Source organism: Alkalilimnicola ehrlichii MLHE-1 (assembly GCF_000014785.1).
GTDB classification, from domain to species: Bacteria; Pseudomonadota; Gammaproteobacteria; order Nitrococcales; family Halorhodospiraceae; genus Alkalilimnicola; species Alkalilimnicola ehrlichii.
The window spans coordinates 2,920,121-2,938,867 of the sequence record NC_008340.1 but is presented as its reverse complement, the minus strand read 5'-3'; the positions used below and the strand labels follow the sequence as shown (position 1 = coordinate 2,938,867).

Genomic DNA, 18,747 nt, shown 5'->3' with positions numbered 1-18,747 from the left:
CGGCGGGGCAGGGGCAGGTCAGCCACCGCCGGAGGCGGGCGGCGCGCCCGGCGCCCGGTCGTCGCGCTGCCGCGAGCGCTCGATTACGTCCTTGACAGCGGCCCGGCGGTCCAGCGGGTGATCGAAGGCCACCTTGCGCCGTTCCGGCGGCAGGAAGTCGTTCAGCTCCTCGTAAAAGCGAAACACCGCATGGGTCATGCCCGGGCCTCTCGTCCGCCAATCCCCTGGCGCCATGGTATCGCCGGCGGCCGGCCCCCCAAGCCCCGGCCGCCGGCGCGGAGCCACCGCTCAGCGCCCCCGGGGCTGTGGTGTAATGGGCGCAGGTGCAGGCGGAACGAAGGGAGGAGGGCATGACCGTTACCGGCGGCGGACCGCTGATCAGGACCAATCTCATCACCGGCTTCCTGGGGGTGGGCAAGACCACCACCATCCGGGGGCTGCTGGCGGGGCGGCCACAGGGCGAGCGCTGGGCGGTGCTGGTCAACGAGTTTGGGGAGATCGGCGTGGACGGCGGCCTGCTGGAGGACACCGGGGTGGCGCTGGAGGAGATCCCCGGCGGCTGCCTGTGCTGTGTCTCAGCCCGGCTGTTCACCGTGGGGCTGGATCGGCTGATCCGTCACGCCCGGCCGGATCGCATCCTGATCGAGCCCACCGGGCTGGGCCATCCGGCGGAGATCATCCGCACCCTGACGGCACCGCCCTATGACCAGCGCCTCGATCTGCGCGCCACCGTCACCCTGATGGACGCCCGCCACCTGGCCTCGATCCGCCATCGCGAGCACCCCAATTGGAATGATCAGATCCACCTGGCGGATGTCCTGCTCGCCAATAAGGCGGACCTCTACAGCGAGGCTGATCATACTGCACTGCAGAACTTTGTGGCGGGCCGGCCGGCACCGCGGCCCCGGGTCATCGAGACCCGCCAGGGGAGGGTCGCCCCGCCGCTGCTGGACCGGCCGCGCCTGGATCGCGGTGGTGCGCTGTTCCCGGAGGTGCAGGCCTTTCAGGCCCAACAGGCCACCCGCACCGGCGGTCATCACCACCACGAGCACCGCCACGGTGCGTCCGAGGCGGCGCCGGATGACTGGGTGGTCATCGACCGGCAGGCGGACGGCTTTGTGGGACGGAGTTGGCTACTGCCTGCGGGCGCCCGTCTCGATCACCCGACCTTGGTGGATTTGGTCGATGGCTTGTCGGCAGAGCGGGTCAAAGGCATCGTACCCACGCAGGCGGGTTGGCAGCACATCAACCGGGTGGCGGGGGAAGGGGGTCTGTCGCCGGGCGGCCCCCCTGCCGGCGGCGGCCGGCCGCGGCTGGAGGTGATCCAGCCGGCGGAGACAGGCACCGACCTGGAGGCGCTGGACCGCGCCCTGCGTGCCGGGTTGCTGCCCTGAGGCGTTGCTCGCCCGGCGGAGGGGACGACCCGCGCCTTACCCCGGCGGTGGGTGGGGCTGACGGGCGTCGCGCTCGAGGCTGCGGACCAAGTGCAGCACGCTGACCAGATGGCCCGTTGCCAACAGCACGGCGAGCACGGCGTAGAAGACCGCCCAGTAATCGAAGCCCTGGAGCACCATCAGCGTGGTCGGGAAACCGATCAGAATGGTGTAGAAGATCAGAAAGGTGGGCACCGCGACCCGGTCATGCACCCGGCGCTGCCAGTCCGGCCAGGCGGTGGCCAACGCGAAGATCGGTTCGGAGTCGGCGTGGAGCGCGTTGAGACGGGCCTCGAACCGGCGCATCCGCGCCTGATGGAAGAAAAAGATCGACTGCTTCATCAGATTGTAGAACATCACGAACATGACCACCAGCAGCAGGGTGGTGAACCCCACCGGGGTGACCGGCTGGTCGAGCCGTGCATTGAGTTCCAGCATCCGGGCCACCGGGTCCCAGGCCAATACCGCGCCTATGCCGCCCAGCAGCTTGATATCGGAAAGGGCGTCCCGGATGTAATTGTTGCAGCATTCGGACAGCCGGACATACTCCCGGTACAGCCGTTCTTCGTGCTGATTCTCCGGCGCATCCCTGGGGGTCTCATTCACTCCGCCACCCTCCGTCGGGTCCGTTACCGGCAGTCTAGCAATGCCACCGCCGACGGAGGGGGCGAAATAGTCAGCCCGGTTAGGCCATTTCGCCCACCCGCGGCGCGGCGGCCACGATCTCCGGGCTGGCCTGGTCGGCGTAGGCCTGGAAGTTCTTGTGGAACAGCCCGGCCAGGTGCTGGGCCATCTCCTCATAGGCGGCCGGGTCGGCCCAGGTCTTCGCCGGGATCAGCACCTCGTCCGGCACGCCGTGGCACTGCAGGGGCACCTGCACACCGAAGGTGGGGTCGGTCACGGTCTCCTGGTCCTTCAGCGAGCCGTCATGGATGGCGTCGATGATGGCGCGGGTGTGGGCCAGGCTCATGCGGCGGCCCTCGCCGTAGGGGCCGCCAGTCCAGCCGGTGTTCACCAGCCAGACCTGGACACCGGTGGCGCGGATCTTCTCGGCCAGCAGTTCCGCGTAGTGGGTCGGGTGCAGCACCAGGAAGGGAGCACCGAAGCAGGCGGAGAAGGTGGCCTGGGGTTCGGTGACCCCCATCTCCGTGCCCGCCACCTTGGCAGTGTAACCGCTGATGAAGTGGTACATGGCCTGGGCCGGGGTAAGTTTGCTCACCGGCGGCAGCACGCTGAAGGCGTCACAGGTCAGGAAGATGACGTTCTTCGGGGTCCCCCCCACGCAGGGCAGCCGGGCGTTGGGGATGAACTCGATGGGGTAGGAGCAGCGGGTGTTCTCGGTGATGGACCCGTCGTGGTAGTCCACCTCCCGGGTGACCGGGTCGTAGACCACGTTCTCCAGCACGGCGCCGAAGCGGATGGCGTTGTAGATCTCGGGCTCGGCGCGCGGGTCCAGGCCGATGGCCTTAGCGTAGCAGCCGCCCTCGATGTTGAACACCCCCTCGTCGGTCCAGCAGTGCTCATCGTCGCCGATCAGCCGGCGGCGCGGGTCGGCCGACAGGGTGGTCTTGCCGGTGCCCGACAGGCCGAAGAAGACCGAGACATCACCGTCATGCCCCTCGTTGGCCGAGCAGTGCATGGAGAGCACGCCCTGCTTGGGCATGATGTAGTTCATGATGGTGAACACGCCCTTTTTCATCTCGCCGGCGTATTCCGTACCCAGGATCACGAACTCACCCCGGCTCAGGCAGAGGCTGACGCTGGTGCTGGAGGTGACGCCGGGGAGCTCCTGGTTGGCCGCCAACCGGCCGGCGTTGTAGATGGTGTAATCGGGCTCGCCGAAATCGGCCAGCTCCTCCCGGTTGGGCCGGATCAGCATGTTGTGCATGAACAGGGCGTGGTAGGCCCGCTCGCAAATCACCCTTACCTTCACCCGGTAACGTGGGTCCCAACCGGCGTAGGCGTCGATCACATAGAGTCGGTCACGGGTGTTCAGATAGTTCACCGCCTGCTGCTGCAGGGCATCGAAGCTGTCCGGTTCCATTTCGATGTTCACGTCCCCCCACCAGACATCGTCGGTGACCTCCGGGTGGTGGGCCACCCGTTTGTCCTTGGGGCTGCGTCCGGTCTTTTCGCCGGAGCGGGCGATCAGCGCGCCGGTGGAAGAGATGGCCGAGCCCTTCTCGTGGGCCAGGGCCTCTTCATAGAGCCGCGCCGGGGCGGGGTTGCGCAGGACTTCCGCCACCTCGATGCCGTGCTTTGCCAGGGAGAACGTCACGTGCAAGCTCCTCGTTTTTTGGGGGGTGTCGGGCTGCCCATTTAGAGTCGTATTCATGATCGGGCGGTGTATCCGTTTATGTTACCGCGGGATGACTCTTTATGCCGCCCCCCGGTGACGATTCCTATTGCCGCACCGTCCACTTTGGTGCGCCACTGAGACCCCGACAACAGTGTGCGCACCACCGGCGTGCGCGACACGCGCCGTCGACCCTCGCCGGATTCATGCAACTCCCTGTTTTACCGCCAGGCCCGGGCAGTGGCACGCACCTTGTATTATTTTGCGCTGCATCATTGCTGACGGGCTCAGCCCCTGGAGTTGCTCATGGTCACCAAAGTCATGCTGGTCGATGATTCGCCGGAGCGTTCGGCCTGGCTCGAGGAGTCACTGCAGGTGGCGGGCTTTACCGTGGTGGCCACCGTGCAGGGCGCGGATGACCTTTACCAGCGGGTGCTCGACGAGGAGCCGGAGGTGATCATCACCGAAGCGGGATCGGGCAAACGCGACACCCTGGAGGGGCTGTGCAGCCGCGGGGGGCGGTACCCGGGGCCGGTGATGAACGGCTCCGTTCATCACGACCCGGAATTGATGAGCACAGCCGCGGCGGCGGGGCTCAGTGCCTACGCCGTGGGGGGCGTGCCGCGCGAAGGGGTGCAAGGGGCGATCCGCCTGGCCATCCGGCAGTACGAGCGCTTTCAGGGGTTGACCCGCGAGCTGGCGGACACTCGCCGCCAGCTTGCCGAGCAGCGTGATGTGCACCAGGCCAAGTGCCTGCTGATGGAGCGCGAGGGGCTGGGCGAGGCCGATGCCTACCACCTGCTGCGCCGCCGCGCCATGAACTGCGGGCAGCCTATTCCGCGTCTGGCGCGCAGGCTGCTCGTCGACGCGGGCCTGGCCCACGGTTGACCCGCGGCAGTGCATGCCCGCACCGATGCCGTGCAGTTGCCCCGCCACGGGGTGTCAAGCTATTTCGTAACACGTTGTTTCAACGGTAAAAGCCAAATCTGGCACGCGAATTGAATATACATCACTGACATCAGTGCCCTGTCCGTCGCAGCGCGACACCCAACGGCGGGTGGTGGCAGGCACTGAAACAGGCTTTCCAGGCAAGGGCGTCTGGCGTCGGCTACCGGCCGATGCCGCGCCCTTTTTTGTTATTGGCGGGAGGTAAGCACCATGAGCAACCGATCACTCAACGACCCGTTCAACCCGGAGGCGGACCTGCGCCACGGAGCGGGCTGCACCTGCTCCAGCTGCGGTGGCGGCGAACATGCCCAGCACGACCACGGGGCCGCCCCAGCGGAGCAGGACGCCAACCAGATGCTGGCCGCGAAGCAGGGCGTCGACAAAGAGGCCATGTTCGACCGGGCCGTGGAGAGCGCGGTGGTGCGTGCCCTGTTCGGTCACCACGACGCCAGCCGGCGTTTCTTCCTGAAGGCGGTGGGCGCCGGCACCTTTGCTGCGGCGGTGGGCTCCATATTCCCGCTGGATGCGGCCAAGGCCATGCTCAAGGACAACCTGGGTGACCCCGAGAAGCGCGACCTGACCGTGGGCTTTGTGCCCATCACCTGCGCCACGCCCATCATCATGGCCCACCCCATGGGCTTCTACGAGCGCTACGGGCTGAACGTGGACCTGCGCTCCACCGCCGGCTGGGCGGTGGCCCGGGATATGTCCATGAACCGGGAGTACGACGCCTCCCACATGCTCACCCCCATGCCCCTGGCCATGACCATGGGCACCGGCTCGTCGAGCATGCCCTTCATCATGCCGGCGGTGGAGAACATCAACGGCCAGGCCATCACCCTGCACAACAAGCACAAGGACAAGCGCGACCCCAGCCAGTGGAAGGGCTTCCGCTTCGCCGTGCCCTTCGACTTCTCCATGCACAACTTCCTGCTGCGCTACTACGTCGCCGAGCACGGCCTGGACCCGGACCGGGATATCCAGATTCGCGTGCTGCCGCCGCCGGAGATGGTGGCCAACCTGCGCGCCGGCAACGTGGACGGCTACCTGGCCCCCGACCCCTTCAACCAGCGGGCGGTCTGGGAGGAGGTGGGTTTCATCCACCTGCTCACCAAGGAGATCTGGGACGGCCACCCCTGCTGCGCCTTCGCCACCAGCCGCGCCTTTGCCGAGGAGTACCCGAACAGCTTCGGTGCCCTGTTCAAGGCCATCGTGGACGCCACCCACTATGCCTCCGAGCACGAGAACCGGGCCGAGATCTCCGAGGCCATCGCCCCGCGCAACTACCTGAACCAGCCGGTATCGGTGATTCAGCAGGTGCTGACTGGCCGCTACGCCGACGGGCTGGGCAACGTCAAGGAGGACCCGGACCGGATCGACTTCGACCCCTTCCCCTGGCACTCCATGGCGGTGTGGATCATGACCCAGATGAAGCGCTGGGGTTACGTGGACGGCGACGTGGACTACAAGGGCATCGCCGAAGAGGTCTACCTGGCCACCGACTGCGGCAAACTCATGCGCGAGCTGGGCTACGAGCCGCCGGAGGTCACCTACAAGAGCCACATGATCATGGGCAAGGCGTTCGACCCTGAGCAGCCGGAGGCCTACGTGGACAGCTTCGAGATACGGAGGTCGTAAGCCATGTTGAGTCGCGAGAACCTCAAGGCCGTCGTCCTCAGCCTCGCCATGCTCGTGGTGATATTGGGCATCTGGGAGTGGAGCGTGGGTGGCACCCTGGTTCCCGGGCAGGAGGAGCTCAGCGAGTACGAAATGCTCACCGGCGCGGGCAGCGCTTCCAGCAGCAACATCCCGGCGCCGTCGGAGGTGTTGAGCCTGGCGGTGACGGAGCTCTCTGACCCCTTCTACGACCGGGGCAGCAACGACAAGGGCATCGGCACCCAACTGGCCCACTCCATAGGCCGGGTGCTGGCCGGCTACGGGCTGGCGGTGCTGGTGGCCATCCCGCTGGGCTTCGTGGTGGGCATGTCGCCGGTGATGCAGAAGGCGCTTAACCCCTACATCCAGGTGCTGCGGCCCATCTCGCCGCTGGCCTGGATGCCCCTGGCGCTCTACATCATCCAGGACTCGGTGCAGTCGGCGATCTTCGTCATCTTCATCTGTTCCGTCTGGCCCATCCTGGTGAATACCGCCTTCGGGGTGGCGGGGGTCAAGAAGGACCTGCTGAACGTGGCGCGCACGCTGCAGCTCTCGCCGGTGAAAACCGCCTTCTCGGTGATCCTGCCGGCCGCCGCACCCACCATCCTCACCGGCATGCGCATTGCCATCGGGATCTCCTGGCTGGTCATCGTGGCCGCCGAGATGCTCGTCGGTGGAACCGGCGTCGGCTACTTCGTCTGGAACCAGTGGAACAACCTGGATCTGACCAGCGTGATCTTCGCGGTGCTCATGATCGGGATCGTCGGCATGATCCTGGACAGCATGCTGGCCATGGCCACCCGGGCCGTGCAGTACGCCGAATGAGCCCGTGCATTCACTGAATTCAGGCATCCGCGTACAACGTCACTGTGGGCAATGCGCCCCCGGCCGAGCGCCGGGGGCTGCCCCGGGAGAGACCCTATGAGTCATGCATTCCTCGAGGTGGAAAGCCTCAAGAAGACCTTCCCCGCTGCCCGCGGCGGGGACCCGCTTACCGTCTTTGACGGGGTGGACTTCAACATCGAGAAGGGCGAGTTCATCTGTGTCATCGGCCACTCCGGCTGCGGCAAGTCCACCATCCTGAACGTGCTGGCGGGCCTGGACGAGGCCACCGACGGCAACGTCTTCATGGACGGCAAGGAAGTGAAGGGCCCGAGCCTGGACCGGGGGGTGATCTTCCAGAACCACAGCCTGCTGCCCTGGAAGAGCGCCCTGGCCAACGTGGTGTTTGCCACCCAGGCCCGCTGGCCGGGCTGGAGCCGTCAGCAGGTGCGTGAGCACGCCATGAAGTACATCCGGCTCGTGGGGCTGGAGGGCAGTGAGACCCGGCGCCCGGCGGAGCTTTCCGGCGGCATGCGCCAGCGGGTGGGTATCGCCCGCGCCTTCGCCATCGAACCCAAGCTGCTGCTCATGGACGAGCCCTTCGGCGCCCTGGACGCCCTGACCCGGGGCACCATCCAGGACGAGTTGCTGCGGATCTGGAGCGACTCCGGGCAGACGGTGTTCATGATCACCCACGACGTGGACGAGGCCATCCTGCTCTCCGACCGCATCCTGCTGATGACCAACGGCCCGGAGGCCCACGTGGCCGAGGCGGTGAAGGTGGATATCCCCCGGCCGCGGGACCGGACCTCCATCATCGAGCACCCCAACTACTACCCGACCCGCAACCACTTGGTCGACTTCCTGGTCCGGCGCTCCCGGGAACTGCAGGGGCAGAGCGGCACCCGCAAGGCGGCCGAGGTCAATGTCGGCGAGGAACCGGAGCCCGGAAAGCGGGTTGTGAATGGCTGAACCGCACCTGCCACGGCAGGTGAGTACTACCTTGAGCGCGGCGTAGCCGTGTGCCCTAACCTTTGACCTTCAAGAGGATGACAACCATGAACAAGGCAGAAATGCGTGAAGCGATCCTGGCCGCCAAGCAGTTCAAAGGCATGAGCTGGGAGGCCATCGGGGAGGCCACGGGCCTGTCGCCGGTCTTCATCTGTTCCGCCTGCCTGGGAGAGAACAGCCTGCTGGCCGATCCGGCCGAAAAGCTCTGCGGCGTGCTGGGGCTGCCCGGTGAGGTGGGGGCGGCGTTGCAGGTCTACCCGGAGAAGGGCCAGCGCTACCAAGAGATGCTCTCCGACCCGCTGGTCTATCGTCTGAACGAGGTGGTGATGGTCTACGGCGAGACCCTGAAGCAGGTGATCCAGGAGAAGTTCGGTGACGGCATCATGAGTGCCATCGACTTCACCATGGAGGTGGACAAGGTCGAGGACCCGAAGGGCGATCGGGTGGTGCTCACCCTGAACGGGAAGTTCCTGCCCTACAAACGCTGGTGAAGGCTGCGGTTGTCGACGGTGAAGAAATGACGCCCGACGGCCTTTTGGGCCCCCGGGCGTTATTCGGTTGGCACTGCCGTCAGCGGCCGGCGGTCAGGTCTTCTTGCCGCAGGTGCTGAGGCCCAGGGGCAGGTAGACGGGGCACCAGCCGATGGCGGCGGTGGCCAGCGGGATGATACCGATCAGGCCCCAAGGGGTCTGCGGACCGACGAAGACCAGCGCCAGCAGGATGACGCCGACGATGGCGCGGAGGGCACGGTCCACGGTGCCCATGTTCTGTTTCAGGTTCATACGGAGACCTCCAGTTGGGGGATGTATTCAATTAAAAGATTGTATCAGCCTGCGCTTTTCCGGCCGGCTTTTCAAGCCCGCTGACACCGTAGGAAATAGGGGGTGACGGACGGCGGTGCGCCGGCGGGGGCGGATTACGGTTCAGGCCTCCGATTGCGCACCCTTCGGGTACCCTGCGCTACTCGGGAAAAATCGGCGCGCGTGAACTCGCTTCGCTCGAACAGGCACGCGCTTCATCCGATTTTTCCCTGCGTTGCTCGGTGGGCAAAAGTCGGCCTGAACCGTAATCCGCCCCCGCCGGCGCACCGCCGTCCGTCAGTCGTCAGCTCGGGCCAGCACGTGGTCCACCCATTGGCCGGTGAGCTGGTCCAGCAGGCGGTTCTGCTGCTGGCGGGCGGCCAGGTTGTCCAGGTCGATCCAGGCCAGGGGCTGGTCCTGTTCGGCGCAGGAGAAGACCGGGCGGGTGCGTTTGCCGGTTTCCGGGTCGAGCTGCCACTGCAGGCACTGGGCACAGACGCCCTTGAGCATGCACTGCATCGGGCTGCCCACGGTGCCGTGGGCCTGGACCCCGGGGGCGAGGCGGCCGCCCAGGTGGTCACCCAGGGCGGCCTGGAAGCCCTTGAGCAGCCCGGTGCCGCCCATTACCAGGATGCGGTCCACCGAGGAGAGCGGCAGGCCGCGGCCCTCGACCGGGCGGATCTCGCCGTCGGCGTACCGGCGCAGCACATCCAGCATGTCGGTGGCCTGCACCGCGCAGTCCCCCGGGCGGCGGGCCTCAATCAGCGCCTCACCGGCGGTGCACCAGATGATCTGGTCGGCACCGGCCTCCAGCTCCCCCTGGTGGTCCACATCGCGGGGCGAGCCGAAGGCGGCCAGGTAGAGCACCCGGTTGCCGGCGGCGCGCAGGGCTGAGCCGATGTCGTGCATCACCGCCGCGCCCCAGCGCCCGGCCACCACCAGCACCGTCTCGCCGCTGGGGATATCGGTGGGGGCACCGGTGGGGCCCATCAGTACCACCGGGTCACCGGGCCGGAGCCGGCCGGCGATGCGCGGGCCGGCCCCCCACTGGAAGACCATCAGGCGGATGCAGTCGCCGTCGATGCCGGTGCCCGAGACGGTGAGCAGCGGGACCTGGAGCCGGGTGCCGGCCACCAGCGGGGAGTGGCTCTCGTAGGTCTGCAGCCGGAAGAATTGCCCGGGGCGGAAACGCCGGGCGGCAGCCGGGGCGCGCACCCAGATCTCGGTGACCGCCGGGTTGTCCCGGTTCACCGAGACCACCTCCGCGCTCAGCAGGTCGGCGACACGGCGCTGGAAGGCGTGGGGGTCCGGGTTGGGCACCCGAGCCGGCAGGCTGTCCAGGGCCTTCATCACCTCCGGCCAGCTGTCGTGGGCCGAGGCGATGGCCCTCACCACGCTGCCCTGGTAGACCGGGTGGGTGTCGCCCAGGAAGGTGACCGTGCGCCCCTGATGGCGGTAGCCGGTGAAGGGACCCGCCTCCGGCGACTTGACGTGCTCGGCGGTCTGCACCGGTTGCAGGCCCTCGTTGTGAAAGGCGTGGGGCCGGTAGTGGTTGCCCTCCAGCTCCAGGCTGCCCGGGTGCTCGTGTTCGTAGATGGTGTTGGGTACGGTGCCGGCGGCCACGAAGACCGAGCGGGCGGGCAGTTCCACCTCGTGGCTGGTAGTGAACCAGCGGCCGGCATCGTGCTTCATCTGTCGGCAAACCAGGCTGCGGATGTGGTGGTGCTCGTCCAGCCGGGCGTGGATGGGGTCCAGGCCCTCGGCGTAGTAGAGCCCCTCCTCGGTGGCCGCCCGCAACTCCTCGTGGTTGCGGGTGTAGGCGGGCGAGGCGTTCATGCCCTTGCGGTAGGCGATGGTCACCCCGCCCCACTTCTGGATCAGCGGGATAAAGTCGGGTTCCCGGCCCTCGGCGGCGGCCTTCGCGCGCTCATCGCGGGCCGCTCGGCCGTGGGCCAGGAACTCATCCAGGATGGCCTGATCCTCGTCGTTCAACCGGTCGCGCACGCGCGCCTCGCCGCGTTCGGCCACCAGGGTCTCGTAGCGCCAGAGCACCTTTTCCACTTGGCGGATGTAGTAGGCCTGCACCTCGGTGGCGGTGTCCACGCCGGTGAGCCCGCCACCGATGACCACCGCCGGCAGGCGTACCTGGAGGTTGGCGATGGAGCTCATCTTGCCGGCGCCGGTGAGTTGCAGGGCCATCAGGAAGTCGTTGGCCTGGCGCATGCCGCGGGCGAGCGAGTTGCCCATGGGGATGACCCGCGGGTAGCCGGCGCCGGTGGCGACGCAGACGTGGTCAAAGCCCTGTTCCCAGGCGTCCTCCAGGGTGAGGGTGCCGCCCAGGCGCACGCCGCCGTGGACGCTGAAGGTCTGGCGCCGGGCCAGGGTGAGGTAGATGAGCTTGAGGAAGTTCTTGTCCCAGCGCACCGTGATGCCGTACTCGGCCACCCCGCCGAAGCCGAGCAGGGTGCGCTCGTCCAGGTCCTCGGCCAACTGGTCCCAGTCGCGCACCGGGCCGCGGAGGATGTCCTCGGGCAGGGGCTCGACCTTGAGCCCATCGATGCCGACCACCTTGCAGCCGGCCATGGTGAGGTGGTGGGCCATGGTGAAACCGGCCGGGCCCATCCCGGCCACCAGCACCCGGCGGCCGTTGTGGGGCTGCTCCAGGTACTGCTGGGGACGCAGCGGGTTCCAGCGGGCCAGCAGGTGGTAGAGTTCGACCCCCCAGGGCAGGTCCAGCACCTCGGTGAGCACCCCGGTCTCGGCCTGGGGGATGTTCACCGGATCCTGCTTCTGGTAGATGCATGCCTTCATGCAGTCGTTGCAGATCCGGTGGCCGGTGGCCGGGACCATGGGGTTGTCCACCATGATCATGGCCAGGGCGGCGATCACTCGCCCCTCCCGGCGCAGGGCGTGCATCTCGCTGATCTTCTCCTCCAGCGGGCAGCCGGTGAGGGTGTTGCCCAGCGGGTCCACCCGGTAGCCCAGTTCCGGTTGCTTCTTCTTCTCCGGGAAACCGCGGGAGCAGAAGTCGCCGGCGTGCTCGTGGCAGAGCACGCAGTAGTGCGTCTCGGCGTGCACATCGCGGGCGGACATGCGCGGGTCGGTGAGGCTGAAACCGTCGCGGCTGCGGTGGTGTTCTGTGGCGGCCGCCAGCCGGGCGGCACCGGGCAGGTCGGCCCGGCGCAGCGGCACCAGGCGGGCGTGGTCCACCTTGCGCGGCAGGCGGAAGGCGGTCCAGCCGGCCACCCGCGCACGCCCCTCCGGGGTCTCCAGGGCGCGGGCGCACCACTCGGCGAGGCCACGGATGGCCTCGGCGTGGCCTGCCTCGTCACCCAGCAGGTTGAGGCCGTAGCGGGCCACCGCCAGTTCCTCGTCCTGCTCGGTGGGCAGGCGGGCCTGGCGGAGGGCCTCGCGGAGCGCCTCGTCGAGGGTGGTGAAGTCAGCCTCCGGACGGGCCCTGCGTGCGCGTTTCTGCACGAACTCGCGGCGGAAGTCGATGATCACATCGTCGGCGACGAGCGTGGCCCGGCGGCGGGTCAGCGCCTCGGTGATGCCGAACAGCCCCGCCAGCCACTGCTCCAGGTGGGGCGCCACGGCCAGCAGCAGCCGGCTGTAGTCGGGGGTGGTGGCCGGCTGCCGGTCACGGTGGGCGAGCAGCCGTTCGCACAGCTCGCCGTCGCGCTCGCGCAGCCAGTCCAGGAATCGGCGGTCCAGCTCGGCCAGACCCGCCGGGGTCTGGAGTCGGGCGAAGGTGAGGCCGGCGCTTTCCAGGTGTTGGTCAAGACTGTTCATGGCTACCCGCGGTGTGCTGTGGAGGGGCCGGGACACCGGCAGGGCGCCCCTGCGGCAGAACACCGCAGGTTAACGCGGCTAACGGCGGACTTCCACCCGGTAGCGCAGCTCCGTCCGGCCCTCCGCGGGTACCTGCAACGCCCAGCGCGCCAGCCGGGCCGAGACCCGCTCGTGCGCCTCGCTCTCCTCCAGGATCTGCCAGTCGCCGTTCAGCTCTTCCTCCAGCTGCACCGTCACGGCCTGCTCGCCGGCGTTGTCCACCCTGAGGTGCCACTCGGCCTCGAAGCCGCCGCGCTCGTCCAGCCGGCGCCAGCTCACCGGGGTACGTTCCGCGGTGACGTCAAAACTGCGGCCGATATCGAGCCGCACGGTCTGTCCGGCCGGCGTATGGCCGATGCGCTGTTCACCCAGGTACTGCAATTCCCCATGGCGGTCGGGGCCGTAGACCTGGACCGGGCCCGCCGGCATCGGCGTCCCCGATGTGGGGTCGCCGTTGTCGAAGACCAGTCGGCCGGTCACGCCCTGTGGCTGCCGTTCCGCCAGTTGTCGCCCGGCCTGTCCCCGGCTCACCCACTGGCGCTCCACCGGCACAGTGCGCGATGCCGCCAGGGTGGCCAGTCGGGTCTCGCCATCACGCAGGGTGAGTGGGTCTGGCAGGGTATAGAGGTGGTAGCCGGCCAGGGCCTCCCGCTCCGGCGCAGCGGCCTCGGCGGCCTGGCTGCGCAGCGCCATGGGCTGCACCGGGCGGTCATCGCCGTGGGTGTCGCCGGCCAGCAGCTGCAGCCGGGCCTGGGGCCAGTCGCCGCCGCTGCGGTTGTCGATGGCGGCCAGGGACTCCAGGCGGAGCGCTTCGCCCGTCTCATCCAGGGTGGCGGTGTGGCGGGCGGACCAGGAGAGCCCGCCGGTGAGATAGGCCAGTTCGACCGGCTGCTCGCCGCCCTCGTCCGGCGTCAGGTCGAGGGTGAGGGCGGGCAGCGGCTGCAGGTGGGCGGGCAGGCTGCCGAAACGGATCCGCCAGGCATCGTTCAGGGGTACCGTCTCGGCGCCGTGGTCGGTCTCCAGTAGCACCCGCCGGTCGTCGCTGTGCAGCAGTCGGCCGGTGATCCGGCGACCGCTCGCATCATGCACCAGCGTCAGGGTGTGACCGCGGCGGGCGGTGAGCAGCCGGTCGATGTCCAGCTCACCGGTGGTCCAGTCCAGGCCGCTGGCCCGCAACGGTGTCTCGCTGCGCAGGTGCAGGCTGCCCGGGTCCAGGGCCCCGGGCAGACCGGTGAACTGGACGCGGGCGCCGTCCTCCGGCAGCTCCAGCCGCCGTTGCTCGCGGACCAGGGCCAGGTCGCGTTGGTAGACGGTGATCGAGAGGGCTTCGCGGTCGTCGGCGCCGCTCTCCTGCGCCGGGGGGGCGGCGGCGGTCAGCGCGGGGCCGGTGGCGAGCAGGGTGGCAAGCAGGGTGCTGGACCAGGCGTTCATGGCCGGTGTGCTCCTTAGCTGTCGGGATGGCGGCGCCGTATCGGTGCCGGGGGCCTACCCTGATTGACCCGCCAGCACTCGCAGACGTTCCTCGGCGCGGGCGCGGCTGATGGGGTCCATGACCTCGTCGAGCCAGGTCACGGCATCGCGGGCGGGGGCGTAGCCCTGGCGGTCGGCCAGGCTGAACCAGCACCAGGCTTCGATCTTGTCCTCCTCCACCCCGTGTCCCTCGGAGTACATGATGGCCAGGTTGTACTGCGCCGGCGGGAAGCCCTGCTCGGCGGCGAGCCGGTACCACTTGACGGCCTTGGCCGGGTCCTTGAACACCCCGCGGCCCTGATCGTGCATGACGCCCACGTTGGTCTGCCCCTCCGGATGGCCCTGACGGGCGGCGCGCCAGTACCAGTCCACGGCCGCCTGGTCGTCCTGGGCCACACCGCGACCGTCGCGATAACAGTTGCCGAGTTGGACCTGGGCGTCCGGGTCGCCGGCCTCGGCCGCCAGGCGCCACCACCGCGCCGCCTCGGTCGGGTCCTGGGCCACACCCAGGCCCATGGCCAGCAGGCCGGCCAGATTGGCGGCGGCCTGCGGGTGGCCCTGTTCGGCGGCCCGGCGGTAGTGGCGCACGGCGGCGCTGAAGTCCTCCTCGACGCCGCGGCCCATCTGGTGGGCCACCCCCAGGCTGTTCTCCGCATCGGGCAGGCCGGCCTCGGCGGCCCGGCGCCACAGGGCCACCGCCTGGGCCGGGTCCTCCGGCACGCCCTGGCCCTGGAACAGTAGGGCGGCCAGGGCGTGCAGGCCCTGGGGGTGGCCCTGGTCGGCGGCCCGGCGGTAGAGTGCCGCCGCCTGGGCCGGGTCCGGGGTCCCGTCCAGGCCGTATTCGGTGATCTGGCCGAGGTTGAACCAGGCATCCGCGTGGTCCTTCTCGGCGGCCTGCTCCCACCAGCGGCGGGCGGCGGCCAGGTCCTGCTCCAGCCCCTCGCCGTGGGCCAGCAACAGCCCCAGGCCCACCTGGGCATCGGGGTCGCCCTGTTCCGCCGCGGGGCGCCAGAGACGGGCCGCCTCCGCGGGGTCGCCGCGCTCCCAGGCGTGGCGGCCGGCGTCGGCGGCGTCGGTGGGGGGTGTTGTGGCCATGCTCAGTGGGATCAGGGGCAGTATCATGGTCCTTCGCTTTCGCTGCGGGTTGATCCCCGCATCATACTGATCCGGTCGCAGCCCGGCCACGTCGCGGCGGGCGCATCACCGGTTGACGAACGCAGGGGGCCGCCGAAATGGGCGACGGGCTGTCACGACAGGCGCTGGGGATGCTGATTGCCGGCGCGGGGGTGCTGGCGCTGAGTTTCGACGCCCTGCTGGTGCGCCTGGCCGGTGTCGGGCCCTGGGAGGTGGCGGTCTGGCGCGGGGTGTTCATCGCCTTGTCGCTGGCGGTGGTGGCGGGCTGGCTGGGGGGCTGGCAACGGGCGGTCCGCGCCCCGCTGGGGCCATTGCTGGGCGCCAGCCTGATGTTCGGGTTGAATGGCCTGCTCTTCGTGCTGGCGGTGATGCACACTGCGGTGGCCAACGTGGTGGTGATCCTGAGTATCGCGCCGCTGTTCGCTGCCGCCTGTACCCGGCTGTTTCTGCGCGAGGGGGTGGCGGCGCACACCTGGGTGGCCATGGTGGTGGCGGTGATCGCGGTGGGGACGGTGTTCGCCGGTTCGCTGGACGGCGACGGCCTGTTGGGCGACGCCTTCGCCCTGGGGGCGGCAATCGTACTGGGCGGCAACTTCACGCTGCTGCGCCGCTTTCCCCAGGTGCCGCGGCTGCCCACCGTCTCGCTGGGGGGCGCGGTCACCGCCCTGCTGGCCTGGACCTCCGCCGCCCCCTGGGGGCTGGCGGCCGAGAGCTACGCCGTGCTGGCCCTGATGGGCCTGGTGCAGATGCCGCTGGCCCTGGGGCTGCTCGCCACGGCGACGCGCTATATCACGTCGCCGGAGGTGAGCCTGTTCATGCTGGTGGAGATGGTGCTGGCGCCGGTCTGGGTGGCGGCCTGGCTGGGCGAGTCGCCCTCGCCCCAGACCCTGGTGGCTGGCGGCCTGCTGTTAACGACCCTGGCCGTGCACAGCGTGCTGGCGCTGCGCCGGCTGCCGCATCAACCGACCCCTACCGGCAGGACGTAGTAATCGCCCCCGGCCGCCTGCGGGCGGGCCGGCCGGCGGTCATCGTTCCCGGCGTCCTGGCGCTGTGCCTGTGCCAGGGTCAGGCGCAGGGTGGTCAGCGCCCGTTCATGCTGGTGGATCCGGCGCTCGAGCGCCTGGATATCGGTACCGATCGCCCTTGCTTGCACGGCCATGGTGGCTTCCTCCCGTGGATATATCGCTGTCAGACCCGGGTGGTCTGCTCATCGTTATGATGGACCGGCGTGGGGAGGTCTAAAAATAATAAATAGTCGCTTTTGTATAGCAATTGGCAATAACCGGGGTGCCGGCCCCTCAGGGGTCAGGGGCCGCTTCCGGCCGCCACGCCAGGTCGGGCTGACGGGCGGCGCGCACCTCATCCAGCCGGCGCACAGGCAGCCGATAGGGGGCCCCGCGCACCTGCTCGGGGTCACGCCGGGCCGCCTCGCGGATGGCCACCATGGCGGCCACGAAGGCATCCAGCTCCGCCAAGCTCTCGGTCTCGGTGGGCTCGATCAGCAGGCACTCGGGGATGAGCATCGGGAAGTACATGGTAGGGGCGTGGATGCCGTGATCAAGCAGCGCCTTGCTGAAGTCCAGGGCGGTGACCCCGAGCTCCCGGGCCTCCGATTTCAGCGTGAGCACGAACTCGTGGCTGGCGCGCCGCTCCGGGTAGGCCACCTGAAACCCCTCCGCCTGCAGCCGCGCCATCAGGTAGTTGGCGTTCAGGGTGGCGTAATCGGCCACCCGGGGCAGGCCCTCACGGCCCAGCATGCGGGTGTAGGCCCAGGCCCGCAGCAGCACCCCGATGTTGCCGCCGAAGGCGGACAGCCGGCCGATGGTGTGCGGCCGGTCGCCCTCCTGCAGCCAGCGGAAGCGGCCATCCGGCTCGCGGGCCACCTGCGGCACCGGCAGGTAGGGGCGCAGCCGCTCGCTGACACAGACCGCCCCGGCCCCCGGCCCGCCGCCGCCGTGGGGCGTGGAGAAGGTCTTGTGCAGGTTCAGGTGCATGACGTCGAAGCCCATGTCGCCGGGGCGGACCCGGCCCAAGATGGCATTCAGGTTGGCGCCGTCGTAATAGAGCAGCCCGCCGGCGGCGTGCACCGCGTCCGCCATCTCGCGGATACGCCGCTCAAAGACGCCGACCGTGGAAGGATTGGTGAGCATGATGCCGGCGGTCCTCGGGCCCAAGGCCTCGTGCAGGGCCCCCATGTCCACGTCGCCGTCCGGCCCCGTGGGGATCTCGCGTACGGTACAGCCGCAGAGGGCGGCGGTGGCCGGGTTGGTGCCGTGGGCGGCGTCGGGCACCAGGATCTCGTTCCGCTGGTGGTCGCCGCGCCCGGCGTGCCAGGCCATGATCATGGCTACACCGCAGAACTCACCCTGGGCGCCGGCCATGGCCGCCAGGCTGGTATCACCCATGCCGGTGATCGCGGTGAGCCAGTCCTGCAATTCGTGCAGGCAGGCCATCATCCCCTGGCCGGTGGTGGACGGGGCCAGCGGGTGGCGCTCGGCAAAGCCCGGCTCGCTGGCCACGGCGTGGCAGCCGCGGGGGTTGTACTTCATGGTGCAGGAGCCGAGCGGGTAAAAGTGGGTGTCGATGGAGAAGTTCAGTTGCGACAACCGGGTGTAGTGGCGCACGGCCTGTAGCTCCGAGACCTCCGGCAGGGCGGGGCGCTTGCGCCGGCGGAAGGCCTCGGGCAGTGCGGGTACCCGGGTCGGACGCTCAGGGGCCTGGGCGGCGGCGCGCCGGCCCTCGCGGGCCTGTTCGAAGATCAGCATCGGGTCGGTTTCCTGCCTGTTGGGGGGCGGCCGAAGGACGGGGGCACGCGGTGCGCGCCCCGTCGCCACCGTGATGCCCTCAGTCCAGCGCCTTGAGGGCGGCCTCGTAGTCGGGCTCCTGGCTGATCTCCGGCACCTGCTCGGTGTAGCGCACCTGGCCCTGCTCATCGATGATCACCACCGCGCGGGCGCAGATGCCGGCGGTGGGGCCGGTCTCCACCAGGACGCCGTAATCCTTTGCGAAGTGGCGGTCGCGCATCATCGACAGGGTCTTGACCCGGTCGATCTTCTCCGCCTCGCAGAAGCGCTTCTGGGCGAAGGGCAGGTCGGCGGAGATGGTCAGGGCCACCAGGTTGTCGCGCTCCTTGGCGGCGTCGTTGAACTTCTTGGCGGAGGTGCTGCAGACGCCGGTGTCCAGGCTGGGGACGATGTTGAGCAGTACCTTGCGGCCTCGGAAGTCGGCGAGACTCACGTCCTTGAGGTCCACGTCGGTCAGGGTGAAGTCGGGGGCCGTGCTCCCGACCGCCGGCAGGTCGCCGCAGGTCTGGATCGGTTCGCCGCCCAGGGTGATGGTCGCCATG

The 18,747-nt window shown here is 69.0% G+C and carries 17 protein-coding genes; 7 read left to right on the top strand and 10 right to left on the bottom strand.

Annotation, left to right across the window (positions count from 1 at the left end; genetic code table 11):
- Window positions 1-18 precede the first annotated feature (18 nt).
- Window positions 19-198, bottom strand: a complete 180-nt coding sequence (locus MLG_RS13110) for a ubiquitin family protein (RefSeq protein ID WP_041718076.1) — start codon at window positions 196-198, stop codon at window positions 19-21.
- Between the two features lie 152 nt (window positions 199-350).
- Between MLG_RS13110 and MLG_RS13105 the strand changes: the two genes are divergently transcribed.
- The gene (locus tag MLG_RS13105; RefSeq protein WP_011630326.1) at window positions 351-1,394 is read left to right on the top strand and encodes a CobW family GTP-binding protein; all 1,044 of its coding nucleotides are present in this window, start codon (window positions 351-353) and stop codon (window positions 1,392-1,394) included.
- Between the two features lie 36 nt (window positions 1,395-1,430).
- Here the strand turns inward: MLG_RS13105 and MLG_RS13100 are convergent, their stop codons facing one another.
- On the bottom strand, window positions 1,431-2,039 hold the full coding sequence (locus MLG_RS13100; RefSeq protein ID WP_011630325.1) for a hypothetical protein: 609 nt from the start codon (window positions 2,037-2,039) through the stop codon (window positions 1,431-1,433).
- 79 nt (window positions 2,040-2,118) lie between these two features.
- Window positions 2,119-3,711 (bottom strand): phosphoenolpyruvate carboxykinase (ATP), encoded by a 1,593-nt coding sequence (pckA, locus tag MLG_RS13095; RefSeq protein WP_041718075.1) that lies wholly within the window; start codon window positions 3,709-3,711, stop codon window positions 2,119-2,121.
- Between the two features lie 324 nt (window positions 3,712-4,035).
- On the opposite strand from pckA, the gene MLG_RS13090 reads away from it, so the two are divergent.
- From MLG_RS13090 to cynS, 5 genes are all read left to right on the top strand, one after another.
- Entirely contained in the window at window positions 4,036-4,617 is a 582-nt protein-coding gene (locus tag MLG_RS13090) for an ANTAR domain-containing response regulator (protein WP_011630323.1), read from the top strand.
- A gap of 270 nt (window positions 4,618-4,887) precedes the next feature.
- A complete protein-coding gene (locus MLG_RS13085; RefSeq protein ID WP_011630322.1) occupies window positions 4,888-6,315 on the top strand; it encodes a CmpA/NrtA family ABC transporter substrate-binding protein in 1,428 nt (475 codons plus the stop codon).
- Between the two features lie 3 nt (window positions 6,316-6,318).
- Window positions 6,319-7,158, top strand: a complete 840-nt coding sequence (gene ntrB, locus MLG_RS13080; protein WP_011630321.1) for a nitrate ABC transporter permease — start codon at window positions 6,319-6,321, stop codon at window positions 7,156-7,158.
- Window positions 7,159-7,254: 96 nt separating this feature from the next.
- Entirely contained in the window at window positions 7,255-8,127 is an 873-nt protein-coding gene (locus MLG_RS13075; protein ID WP_011630320.1) for an ABC transporter ATP-binding protein, read from the top strand.
- A gap of 86 nt (window positions 8,128-8,213) precedes the next feature.
- Window positions 8,214-8,657, top strand: coding sequence for a cyanase (gene cynS, locus MLG_RS13070; protein WP_011630319.1), 444 nt, complete (start codon window positions 8,214-8,216; stop codon window positions 8,655-8,657).
- A 93-nt stretch (window positions 8,658-8,750) separates the two neighbouring features.
- Here cynS and MLG_RS13065 read toward each other — a convergent pair whose 3' ends face one another.
- From MLG_RS13065 to MLG_RS13050, 4 genes are all read right to left on the bottom strand, one after another.
- Complete coding sequence (locus MLG_RS13065; protein ID WP_011630318.1) at window positions 8,751-8,948, bottom strand: YgaP family membrane protein; 198 nt, start codon at window positions 8,946-8,948, stop codon at window positions 8,751-8,753.
- A gap of 315 nt (window positions 8,949-9,263) precedes the next feature.
- Complete coding sequence (locus MLG_RS13060) at window positions 9,264-12,758, bottom strand: FAD-dependent oxidoreductase (protein WP_011630317.1); 3,495 nt, start codon at window positions 12,756-12,758, stop codon at window positions 9,264-9,266.
- A gap of 78 nt (window positions 12,759-12,836) precedes the next feature.
- The gene (locus MLG_RS13055) at window positions 12,837-14,228 is read right to left on the bottom strand and encodes a DUF4139 domain-containing protein (protein ID WP_011630316.1); all 1,392 of its coding nucleotides are present in this window, start codon (window positions 14,226-14,228) and stop codon (window positions 12,837-12,839) included.
- A 54-nt stretch (window positions 14,229-14,282) separates the two neighbouring features.
- Window positions 14,283-15,362, bottom strand: coding sequence for a tetratricopeptide repeat protein (locus tag MLG_RS13050; RefSeq protein ID WP_011630315.1), 1,080 nt, complete (start codon window positions 15,360-15,362; stop codon window positions 14,283-14,285).
- Window positions 15,363-15,499: 137 nt separating this feature from the next.
- Between MLG_RS13050 and MLG_RS13045 the strand changes: the two genes are divergently transcribed.
- Window positions 15,500-16,387, top strand: a complete 888-nt coding sequence (locus MLG_RS13045; RefSeq protein ID WP_011630314.1) for a DMT family transporter — start codon at window positions 15,500-15,502, stop codon at window positions 16,385-16,387.
- Here MLG_RS13045 and MLG_RS13040 read toward each other — a convergent pair.
- The 3 genes from MLG_RS13040 to tpx form a co-directional block, all read right to left on the bottom strand.
- Window positions 16,360-16,560: a hypothetical protein gene (locus tag MLG_RS13040; RefSeq protein ID WP_041718073.1), complete on the bottom strand. Its 201-nt coding sequence runs from the start codon at window positions 16,558-16,560 to the stop codon at window positions 16,360-16,362. The genes MLG_RS13045 and MLG_RS13040 overlap by 28 nt on opposite strands.
- Before the next feature lie 139 nt (window positions 16,561-16,699).
- Window positions 16,700-18,235: an aminomethyl-transferring glycine dehydrogenase subunit GcvPB gene (gene gcvPB / locus MLG_RS13035; RefSeq protein WP_011630313.1), complete on the bottom strand. Its 1,536-nt coding sequence runs from the start codon at window positions 18,233-18,235 to the stop codon at window positions 16,700-16,702.
- 10 nt (window positions 18,236-18,245) lie between these two features.
- Window positions 18,246-18,746 (bottom strand): thiol peroxidase, encoded by a 501-nt coding sequence (tpx, locus tag MLG_RS13030; RefSeq protein WP_011630312.1) that lies wholly within the window; start codon window positions 18,744-18,746, stop codon window positions 18,246-18,248.
- Window position 18,747: the final 1 nt, after the last annotated feature.